Source organism: Stenotrophomonas sp. AGC87 (assembly GCF_057333975.1).
On sequence record NZ_JBHFHW010000001.1, the window covers coordinates 14,133 to 23,649 of the forward strand.

Genomic DNA, 9,517 nt, shown 5'->3' on the forward strand with positions numbered 1-9,517 from the left:
CGCGGCCGCGGCCGCCGCGGGCGGGCCTGGGCCTCGCCGCTGGCGGCGCATATCTACCTCTCGGTGCTGCGCGGGTTTGCCGGTGGTCTCTCGCGGCTGGGCGGGCTGAGCCTGGTCGCCGGGGTCGCGGTGGCCGAAGCACTGCGTGAGGCTGGCTATCGGGGCGTCGCCCTGAAGTGGCCCAATGACCTTGTCGTCGACGGGCATAAGCTCGGCGGCCTGCTGATCGAAGGCGGCGGTGAATTTGCCGGCCCCGCACGTGCGGTGATCGGCCTGGGCGTCAACGTGCGCATGCCCGCTGCGTTCGCGGCGGAGATCACCCAGCCTTGGACCGATCTGGACACGTTGTCCGGCGCACAGACGTCGCGCAACGCGGTGGTCGCGCGCATTCTGGCCAGCCTGCTGCCGGCGCTGGATGCGTTCGAGCAGGACGGCCTGGCACCGTTCCTCGCGCGCTATGCCGCGCTGGACAGCCTGGCCGGGCGCGAGGTGCAGGTGGAAGAAGGCGGCGTGCTGTTTGCCGGCACGGCGTTGGGTCTGGCCGACGATGGGGCGCTGCGCGTGCGCATCGACGGCAGTGAACGGGTTTTCCATGCGGGCGAAGTCAGCGTGAGGGCGCAATGAGCGACTGGTTGTTTGATCTGGGCAATTCGCGCTTCAAGTTCGCGCCGCTGCAGGGCGTGCGCGCGGGCGACGTGCAGGCGTGGCCGCATGGTGCTGAAGCGATGCCGGCCGCGGCACTGGATGCGCTGCCGTCAGGCGCCACCGCCTACGTTGCCAGCGTTGCCGCACCCTCGTTGACCGCCGCCATGCTGGATGTATTGCAGGCGCGCTTCCGCCAGGTCCGCGTGGCACGTACCGAAGCCGACTACGCCGGTGTACGGATCGCCTATGCCGACCCCGCCCGCTTCGGCGTGGACCGTTATCTGGCGCTGTTGGCGGTGGCTGCACGTGGCCAGGCGGTGCTGATCGCCGGCGTCGGCACCGCGCTCACCATCGATCTGCTCGACGCCGAGGGCCAGCACCACGGCGGGCGCATCTCGGCCTCGCCGACCACCATGCGCGAAGCGTTGCACGCGCGTGCCGTGCAGCTGCCGGCCGCGGGCGGTGACTACCGCGAGTTCGCCAACGACACCGCCGATGCGCTGGCCTCCGGCTGCGATGGGGCGGCAGTGGCGCTGATCGAACGCAGCCGTGTGCAGGGCGGCGAACGGCTCGGCGCGTTGCCGCATCTGCTGGTGCACGGCGGCGGTGCGCCCGCGTTGCTGCCGCTGCTCGGCGATGCCGAATTCCAGCCCTCGCTGGTGCTTGATGGGCTGGCCCGCTGGGCCGTGCATCAACCGCCATCGGCAGGCTAGGATCAGCCGATGCTTACCCGTGCCCTGATCGTCGTCCTGGTCATTCTCAACCTCGGTGTCGCGCTGTGGTGGCTGTTGCGTGGCGAACCGGCCAGCGAACCGCCGGCCTCGCCGGCCGGTGTGGCGCCGCTGGAGGTGCTGCCGAGCACGCAGACGCCGACGACCACGGTGGCTTCCCCGGATGCCACGCCAGCACTCCAGCCAGCCCTGCAGGACGTCACGCCCGCCTCCGCGCCAGTGGCCCAACCGCCGGTGCCCGTCTCCGCGCCCGCGACCGCCGTGGCTGACACGTCTGCGCCCAGGCCCGCCGCCAGCGTGCCTGCGCCCGCTCCGGTGGCCGCCGCACCCGCACCACCCGCCGTACCCGCACCCGTCACCGCGAGGCCCGCACCCGCACAGTGCGTAAGCCTGGGGCCCTTCGCGGACCGCACTGCGGCCCAGGCCGCCCAGTCGCGCGCCGGGGCTGCCCTGCGGGGCGCCAAGCTGCGTGAGGTCGCCGATGCCGGCGCCACCCGTTACCGCGTGCTGCTGCCGCCCGCTGCCAGCCGGGAGGCGGCGCAGGCCACGGTCAAGCGGATCGTGGCCGCGGGCGTGAGCGACTACTACATCATTGCCCAGGGCGAGGACACCAACGCCATCGCTCTGGGCCAGTACCGCAATCGCGAAGGCGCGGATCGCCGCCTGGCGGCCCTGAGTGCGGCCGGTTTCAAGGCGACCATGGTCGCCAGCGGAGGCGATGGCAGCGCGCAGTGGTGGCTGGATGCGACCCTGGCCGACGGTACCGACGCCGCCGTGGCCCGCCAGCGCAGCGGCGCGGCCCAGCAACGCTCGCTGGAATGCGCGCGCTTGCGCTAGAATCCCGGCTCCGCGACGGGTCATCCCGCTGCGATGCCCATGCCGGCATAGCTCAGTTGGTAGAGCAACCGCCTTGTAAGCGGTAGGTCCCCAGTTCGAATCCGGGTGCCGGCACCATTGATGCACGGTCGATGACGACTGCTGCAGCGCCGCGAGTCGTATCACGCCGCGCTGGCTATGCTGGGCCTCTTTGTAACGGAGGCAACAGCGATGGCGATGTATTCCCCGGTTTCCCTGATTGGCGTGCCCACCGATATCGGGGCGGGCCACCGTGGCGCGGGTCTGGGACCGGACGCCCTGCGCATCGCCGGGCTGGGGGACGCACTGGCCGCGCGCGGCGTGGACGTGCGCGACCTGGGCAATCTGGCCGGCCCGCGCAACCCATGGACGGCACCCGTGCACGGCTACCGCCATCTGGACGAAGTGGTGGCCTGGAACCGTGCGCTGATGGACGCCACCTACGCCGAGCTGCAGGCCGGGCGCATGCCGATCATGTTGGGCGGCGACCACTGCCTGGGCATCGGCTCGATCACCGCGGTCGCGCGCTGGTGCCGCGAGCAGGGCAAGGACCTGCGCGTGCTGTGGCTGGATGCGCATTCGGATTTCAACACCAGCGAGGTCACCCCGTCAGGCAACGTGCACGGCATGCCGGTGGCCTGCCTGTGCGGGCTCGGCCCGGACGCATTGACCCGGCTGGGTGGCGATGCGCCGGCGATCCGCCCGCAGCAGGTGCACCAGATCGGTATCCGCTCGGTGGACCAGGAAGAGAAGCGCCTGATCAAGCAGCACCAGGTGGATGTCTATGACATGCGCTATATCGACGAAGCCGGCATGAAGCGCACGATGGAGGCAGCGCTGGCCGGCATCGATGCCAACACGCACCTGCACGTCAGCTTCGACGTGGATTTCCTGGACCCCAGCATTGCACCCGGCGTCGGCACCACCGTGCCGGGCGGGGTGAACTACCGCGAAGCGCAGCTGGTGATGGAGATGATCGCCGACACCGGGCGCATGGGGTCGCTGGACATCGTGGAGCTGAATCCGCTGCTGGACAACCGCAACGCCACCGCGGAACTGGCGGTGGATCTGGTCGAAAGCCTGTTCGGCAAATCGACGCTGATGCGCGATTGAGAACGTTTGGCTGAACAGCGTTTTCCTGCATTCACATCCGCTGCACGCCTCTCCCGCCAGATTGCACGTCACGCGGCGCCGTGTGTTTCGACCCACAGCGCTGCAGGTCAGGAAGAGGAGTTGCGCTGGCGTGCTCATCTGACAGGCGGGACCGGATTCCGGTATTGAATTTGATCAACCAGGAGAACCCTATGAAGCGTGTTATCGCACTGATGCTGTTGTCGATGTTCTCGGTGGCCATGCTGTCCGGCTGCAACACCGTTGCTGGTGCAGGCAAGGACGTGCAGAAGGCCGGTGAATCGGTCGAAGACGCTGCCAAGGGCAACTGATCCACGGATCAGGCGTCAACGGAAAAGGCCGGGGATTCCCGGCCTTTTTCATGCCCAGAAAATGACCGCGCAATGTGTGTAGTGGTGAATCCATTCAAGCTCGTGAGTGTGCGCTTCATCGTCGCTTGACCGGGTGCCAACGAGTGCGGGCGCATTCTGATCGCACGGCGAGATGGCCGTTGCAATCGAGGAAGCGAACCCATGAACAAAGACATCATTTCCGGCAAGTGGACGCAGCTCAAGGGCAAGGCGCAGGCCAAGTGGGGCGACCTGACCGACGACGATTTCAAGGTGGCCGAAGGCAACGCCGAGTACCTCGCAGGCCGCCTGCAGGAACGCTATGGCTGGGCACGCGACCGTGCTGAAACCGAAGTCCGCGACTTTGAAGCTGCCATGCGCAAGGATTATCCGGATTACCACTGAGCGGTGATCCGTGACGACGGCGCCGCCGTCGGGGTTGAAACCGGAACGGGCCGCGCGAGCGGCCCGTTTTTGTTGGGGTGTGTTGGCGATCAGCGGCGGCGATACAGCGGTGGATCGGGCACGTACTGGCCGGGAAAGGCCTGTGGCTCGCCACGCATCGGCTTGTTCACCGGCGCAATGATGCCGCGTGCCACCAGGTTGCGTTCGCTGTCGTAGCGCACCTGCACCTGTTGCGCCGGAGACGCGGTATCGCGCTCGAACGCGGTGTTTCGCACCCGCGACTGCTCGCGCTGGCCATGGCCGGTGCCCAGTTGCGGTGCGGGCGCGGTGGTGGAACCGGTCACGCGGGCGGTCTCCATGGAAGACGACCGCGCCTGGGGGCGCGGCTTGGCATCGGCCGAGCCAGCCACAGCGGGCGCGGCTTCCCACGACACGCGTCCGGCTTCCTGGAAGACCGCCACGCCGATCACGCCGATGTTGGCCGGGCGCCCGGTGCGGCCGGCGTAGCTGCGGTCCGGATCGGTGAACACGAACTGTGCGACTTCGTCGGCGGACTTGCGCCAGCCGTGGATATCGGTGGTCTGCCACGGGTTGAGCACGTAGCCGGTCTGGTGGGGTGCGGCCACCTCGCCGCTGATGGCATTCAGACCATCCACCGATAGCACCACCAGCACCCGCTCGGCGCTGCCGTTGCGCAGGCGCACGCTGTAACGGTGGCCCTGCTGCCCCGCGATCCAGCGCTGGCCGTCCTGGCGGTACTGGGTCAGGGCCTGGCCGCTGTCGCGGTCGATCACCGTCAGGTGGACCGGACCGGTGTCATGACGCAGCGGGACCGCCGGTTTGAAGCCGCACAGGGCCAACACGGCAAGCACGGGCAGGATCAGGTGTTTCATGGGAGGGCTCCGCAGGGCAGGTGCAGGATCAAACGCACGGCCCCGGCCAACGGGGTCGAGCGCGGGCAGGTAAACTGGGGCGGTTCATCTGTCCGCATCGATTCCCCATGACTACCCGCGTTCTTACCGGCATCACCCCCTCCGGCACGCCCCACCTGGGCAACTACGTCGGCGCCATCCGTCCGGCGATCACCGCCAGCCAGGCCTCGGATATCGAGAGCTTCTTCTTCCTGGCCGACCTGCACAGCCTGATCAAGGCGCAGGAGCCCGAGCGCACCCAGCGCTCCACGCTGGAGATCGCGGCAAGCTGGCTGGCGTGCGGGCTGGATCCGGACAAGGTGTGGTTCTACCGGCAGAGCGACATCCCGGAAACCACCGAGCTGATGTGGTTCCTGACCGTGATCGCCAGCAAGGGCATCCTCAACCGCGCGCACGCCTACAAGGCCGCCGTGGACAAGAACCGCGAGGAGCAGCTGGATGACGACGCCGGGGTCAGTGCGGGGTTGTTCATGTACCCGGTACTGATGGCCGCCGACATCCTGATCTTCAAGGCCAACCGGGTGCCGGTCGGCCGCGACCAGATCCAGCACATCGAGATGGCGCGCGATTTCGCGCAGCGCTTCAACCATGTCTACGGCCAGGCGTTCTTCCCGCTGCCGGAGGTGGTGATCGATGAGCAGGTCGCCACGCTGGCGGGCCTGGACGGCCGCAAGATGAGCAAGAGCTACCACAACACCATTCCGCTGTTCGCCCCGCGCGCGGAGCTGAAGAAGCTGGTGTTCTCGATCCTGACCGATTCGCGCGCACCCGGCGAGCCCAAGAGCACCGAAGGCTCGGCGCTGTTCCAGATGTACCAGGCGTTCGCCACGCCGGAGCAGACCGCGGCGTTCGCGCAGGCCTTCGCCGAGGGCATCAGCTGGGGCGATGCCAAGCAGCAGCTGTTCGAGCGCATCGACAGTGAGATCACCCCGCTGCGCGAGCGCTATGACGCGCTGATGGCCGAGCCGGAAAAAATCGAGGCGCTGCTGCGTCGTCGTGGCCAGCAGCTGCGCGAGCAGTTCGCCGTGCCGTTGCTCAAGGAGCTGCGTCATGCGGTCGGCCTGCGCGATCTGTCCACCGCCGGTGACGTGCCCAGCGAGGAAAGTGGGGCCGCACGCGCTGCACCACCACTGTTCAAGCAGTACCGCGAACAGGATGGCCGCTTCTACTTCAAGCTGCAGGCCAGTGACGGCACGCTGCTGATCCAGAGCGAAGGCTTCGATTCGCCGCGTGACGCCGGCCAGCTGATCGGCGTGCTCAAGCAGACCGAACATGGCGACGGCCTGCAGAGTGAGCTGTTCAAGCTCGAGGCCGAGGTGGACGTGGTGCTGGCTGCATTGCAGGCGCTGCGCGAGTAATACCTGCCGCGGGCCGATAACCGGGCTATGGCATGATGCCCCTGCACGCCGCAGGGGCGTGTTCCTGCACGGGAGACTGCGATGGCCTGGTTGTCGTTGTTGTTGTTCCTGCCCTGGTTCGTGCTGCTGGGCACGCTGTACTGGCTGTTTCCGCGCCAGCCGCGTGGCACCGCGCGCCGCCTGTTCGATGGTGCCGCGCTGGTGCTGGCCTTCGTGCTGAGCATCCTGGCGATGCTGTGGGGCCATCACATCGGCGTGGTCCAGAACGATGCCGGGCCGATCTGGCGACAGGTGCTGGCGGTGCTCTATGCCTACGGTGCGTTCCTGGCGGTGATGGTGGCCGCGGTGCTGCTGCGTGGGCCACTGCTGAGCGCGACTGCGACCAAAGCCGCATCGAAGCCGCTGCACTGATGGACGTAAGATGGAGGCGTTTCGTGCCAGGGATGTGTTGATGCACTCCGAGCCCAGCATTCATACGATCGACACCGCGTTCCAGCGCGATGATTTCGACGCCGCCTACCTGATCGTCGAGAATGGCCGGGCGGCCTTCATCGATTGCGGTACCGGCCTGGCCGTGCCGGCGATGCTCGCCGCGTTGGCGCGCGCTGGCTGCACGCCCGACCAGGTGGAGTGGCTGATCCTCACCCACGTGCACCTGGATCATGCCGGCGGCGCAGGCCTGCTGATGCAGCAGCTGCCCAACGCCACTCTGGTGGTGCATCCGCGCGGCGCGCCACACATGATCGACCCGGCCCGCCTGATCGCCGGTGCCACCGAGGTCTATGGCCAAGCGGAGATCGCGCGCAGCTATGGGCCGATCCTGGCGGTCGCTGCCGACCGGGTGGTGATTGCCGAGGATGGCCACACCGTGGATCTGGCCGGCCGCCCGCTGCTGTGCGTGGATACGCCCGGGCACGCGCGTCATCACCTGTGCGTGTGGGATGCGCGCAGCCGCAGCTGGTTCACCGGCGATACCTTCGGGCTGTCCTACCGCGAGCTGGACAGCGCGCAGGGGGCCTTCATCGTGCCGACATCATCGCCGGTGCAGTTCGATCCCGAGCCGCTGAAGCAGTCGATCGCGAAGATGCTGGCCTACGATCCACAGGCCATGTACTTGACCCACTACGGGCGCGTGGCACCGCCGCGGAAACTGGCGGCGGATCTTGTCGAGCAGATCGATGCGATGGTCGAGATCGGTCGTCAATGCGACGGGCGGCCGGATCGGCATCGCTGCCTGGTCGCGGCGCTGACGGCGTTGTACCTGGAACGCGCACAAGCCCACGGCTGCCCGTTGGACGACGAAGCGGTGACCCGGGTGCTGGCGATGGACATCGAACTCAACGCGCAGGGCCTGGCCTGCTGGCTGGATCGCGATCGGCGCTAGTGCACGGTCACGGAGGTGTCACGTTACACTCCGGTGTCCTGTTTTCCGTCCTGGTGTCTGCCGTGAATCCGATGCGCATGCTGCTGCTGTCGTCCTGCCTGTTCGTGGGCGGCCTGGCCCACGCCGCCAATGACCTGCCCGGTGGCGGCATCGATCCACAGGCCCTGTCGCGGCATGTCCGCATCCTGGCCTCGGACGCGTTCGAAGGCCGCGCGCCGGCCACGCCGGGTGAAGAGCGCACGGTCCAGTACCTGATTGAAGAATTCAAGACGTACGGCCTGCAGCCCGGCGGCGTCGACGGCGGCTGGGTGCAGCCGGTGCCGATGGTGCGCGCACAGGTTGATGGCCCGGTGCGTGCGCAGCTGCGCCAGAAGGGCAAGCAGCGCGCCCTGGTCAATGGTGAGGACGTGACCCTGCAGAGCCTGCGTCCGCAGGATGCGGTGGCGATCAAGAACGCCCCGCTGGTGTTCGTGGGCTACGGCATCGATGCGCCCGAGCGCCACTGGAACGATTACAAAGACGTCGATCTGCACGGCAAGATCGCCGTGGTGCTGATCAACGACGCCGATTTCGAGGCCGACCAGCCGGGCGCGTTCGATGGCAAGGCGGTGACCTACTACGGCCGCTGGACGTACAAATTCGAAGAAGCCGCGCGCCGCGGTGCACAGGGCGTGCTGATCGTCCATGAGACCGCGCCGGCGGCGTATGGCTGGGCCACGGTGAAGAGCTCGGGCACCTCGCCGCTGTTCGATATCGAACGTACCCGCGAGCAGGCCCTGGCCCAGCACGTGCCGGTACGCGGCTGGATGCAGCGCGGCCTGGCCGAGCAGCTGTTCCGCGATGCGGGCCTGGATTTCGAGGCCGAGAAGCGCCGCGCGATGACCCCGGCCTTCAAGCCAGTTGCGCTGGGCGATGCGCAGCTCTCGGTGGACTTCAAGCTCAAGCGCGAGCAGGTGATCACCCGCAACGTGGTGGCCAAGCTGCCGGGCGGCGCGCACGCTGATGAAGCGGTGATCTTCTCCGCGCATTGGGATGCCTTCGGTATCGGCCAGCCCGATGCCAAGGGTGACCGCATCCGTCGCGGTGCGATCGACAACGCCACCGGCGTGGCCACCGTGCTGGAGCTGGGCCGTGTCTTCGCCGCCGGCCCGCAGCCGCAGCGCACGCTGTACTTCGTGGCGCTGACCGCCGAAGAGAAAGGCCTGCTCGGCGCCAGCTACTACGCCGCGCACCCGCTGGCCCCGCTGGACAAGACCGCCGCCGTGTTGAACATCGAGATGTTCAGCCCGGATGGCCCGACCCGCGATATCGCCTCGTGGGGCAAGGGCCGGGTGTCGCTGGAAGGCGACCTGGAGCGCGTGGCCAAGGCACGTGGCCGCACCTATTCGCCGGATCCGAACCTGGAAGCGGGCTTCTTCTACCGCGCCGACCATTTCGCCTTCGCCCGCCTCGGCGTGCCGGCGATCACCATCGGCCCGGGGCTGGACATGCGTGAGGGTGGCGTGGAGAAGGGCCGTGAACTGCGCGATGCCTACTTCGCCGCCTGCTACCACCAGGCCTGCGATGCCTGGACCCCGAGCTGGGACCCGAGTGGCCATGCCGCCGATACCCTGCTGGTCTACGACCTGGGCGCGGAACTGGCCAACAGCCGTCGCTGGCCGCAGTGGGAAGAAGGTTCTGAATTCCGCGCCGTGCGCGAGAAGAGCGAATCGGCGCGCCGTTGAGGCGTGCCGTGGGGGGGGGGGGG

At 68.0% G+C, this 9,517-nt stretch carries 11 protein-coding genes and 1 tRNA gene; 11 read left to right on the forward strand and 1 reads right to left on the reverse strand.

Translation table 11 applies throughout. The annotated features are described in order from the left end of the window. The 7 genes from ACE026_RS00075 to ACE026_RS00105 all read left to right on the forward strand — a co-directional run. Window positions 1-624: biotin--[acetyl-CoA-carboxylase] ligase (locus ACE026_RS00075; RefSeq protein ID WP_486036888.1), on the forward strand; the 624-nt coding region annotated here is incomplete at its 5' end. Further along, window positions 621-1,358 carry a type III pantothenate kinase gene (locus ACE026_RS00080; RefSeq protein WP_486036890.1) on the forward strand — a complete coding sequence of 246 codons (738 nt, stop codon included), beginning with the start codon at window positions 621-623 and terminating at the stop codon, window positions 1,356-1,358. The genes ACE026_RS00075 and ACE026_RS00080, both read left to right, overlap by 4 nt. A gap of 9 nt (window positions 1,359-1,367) precedes the next feature. Beyond that, the gene (locus ACE026_RS00085; RefSeq protein ID WP_486036892.1) at window positions 1,368-2,213 is read left to right on the forward strand and encodes an SPOR domain-containing protein; all 846 of its coding nucleotides are present in this window, start codon (window positions 1,368-1,370) and stop codon (window positions 2,211-2,213) included. Window positions 2,214-2,254: 41 nt separating this feature from the next. Next, window positions 2,255-2,330: transfer RNA gene (locus ACE026_RS00090), tRNA-Thr, on the forward strand. Between the two features lie 93 nt (window positions 2,331-2,423). Continuing rightward, the gene (gene rocF, locus ACE026_RS00095; RefSeq protein WP_486036894.1) at window positions 2,424-3,344 is read left to right on the forward strand and encodes an arginase; all 921 of its coding nucleotides are present in this window, start codon (window positions 2,424-2,426) and stop codon (window positions 3,342-3,344) included. 191 nt (window positions 3,345-3,535) lie between these two features. Beyond that, window positions 3,536-3,673 (forward strand): entericidin A/B family lipoprotein, encoded by a 138-nt coding sequence (locus ACE026_RS00100; RefSeq protein ID WP_123731139.1) that lies wholly within the window; start codon window positions 3,536-3,538, stop codon window positions 3,671-3,673. A gap of 201 nt (window positions 3,674-3,874) precedes the next feature. Next, on the forward strand, window positions 3,875-4,096 hold the full coding sequence (locus tag ACE026_RS00105) for a CsbD family protein (RefSeq protein ID WP_019185523.1): 222 nt from the start codon (window positions 3,875-3,877) through the stop codon (window positions 4,094-4,096). 89 nt (window positions 4,097-4,185) lie between these two features. Here ACE026_RS00105 and ACE026_RS00110 read toward each other — a convergent pair whose 3' ends face one another. After that, on the reverse strand, window positions 4,186-4,989 hold the full coding sequence (locus ACE026_RS00110; protein ID WP_486036897.1) for a hypothetical protein: 804 nt from the start codon (window positions 4,987-4,989) through the stop codon (window positions 4,186-4,188). Window positions 4,990-5,096: 107 nt separating this feature from the next. Between ACE026_RS00110 and ACE026_RS00115 the strand changes: the two genes are divergently transcribed. The 4 genes from ACE026_RS00115 to ACE026_RS00130 all read left to right on the forward strand — a co-directional run bounded on the left by ACE026_RS00115 (window position 5,097) and on the right by ACE026_RS00130 (window position 9,494). Continuing rightward, the gene (locus ACE026_RS00115; protein ID WP_486036899.1) at window positions 5,097-6,386 is read left to right on the forward strand and encodes a tryptophan--tRNA ligase; all 1,290 of its coding nucleotides are present in this window, start codon (window positions 5,097-5,099) and stop codon (window positions 6,384-6,386) included. Between the two features lie 81 nt (window positions 6,387-6,467). Beyond that, the gene (locus tag ACE026_RS00120; protein ID WP_121044217.1) at window positions 6,468-6,797 is read left to right on the forward strand and encodes a hypothetical protein; all 330 of its coding nucleotides are present in this window, start codon (window positions 6,468-6,470) and stop codon (window positions 6,795-6,797) included. A gap of 40 nt (window positions 6,798-6,837) precedes the next feature. After that, window positions 6,838-7,770 (forward strand): MBL fold metallo-hydrolase, encoded by a 933-nt coding sequence (locus ACE026_RS00125; protein WP_486036901.1) that lies wholly within the window; start codon window positions 6,838-6,840, stop codon window positions 7,768-7,770. A gap of 71 nt (window positions 7,771-7,841) precedes the next feature. Further along, entirely contained in the window at window positions 7,842-9,494 is a 1,653-nt protein-coding gene (locus tag ACE026_RS00130; RefSeq protein ID WP_486037001.1) for a M28 family metallopeptidase, read from the forward strand. Window positions 9,495-9,517: the final 23 nt, after the last annotated feature.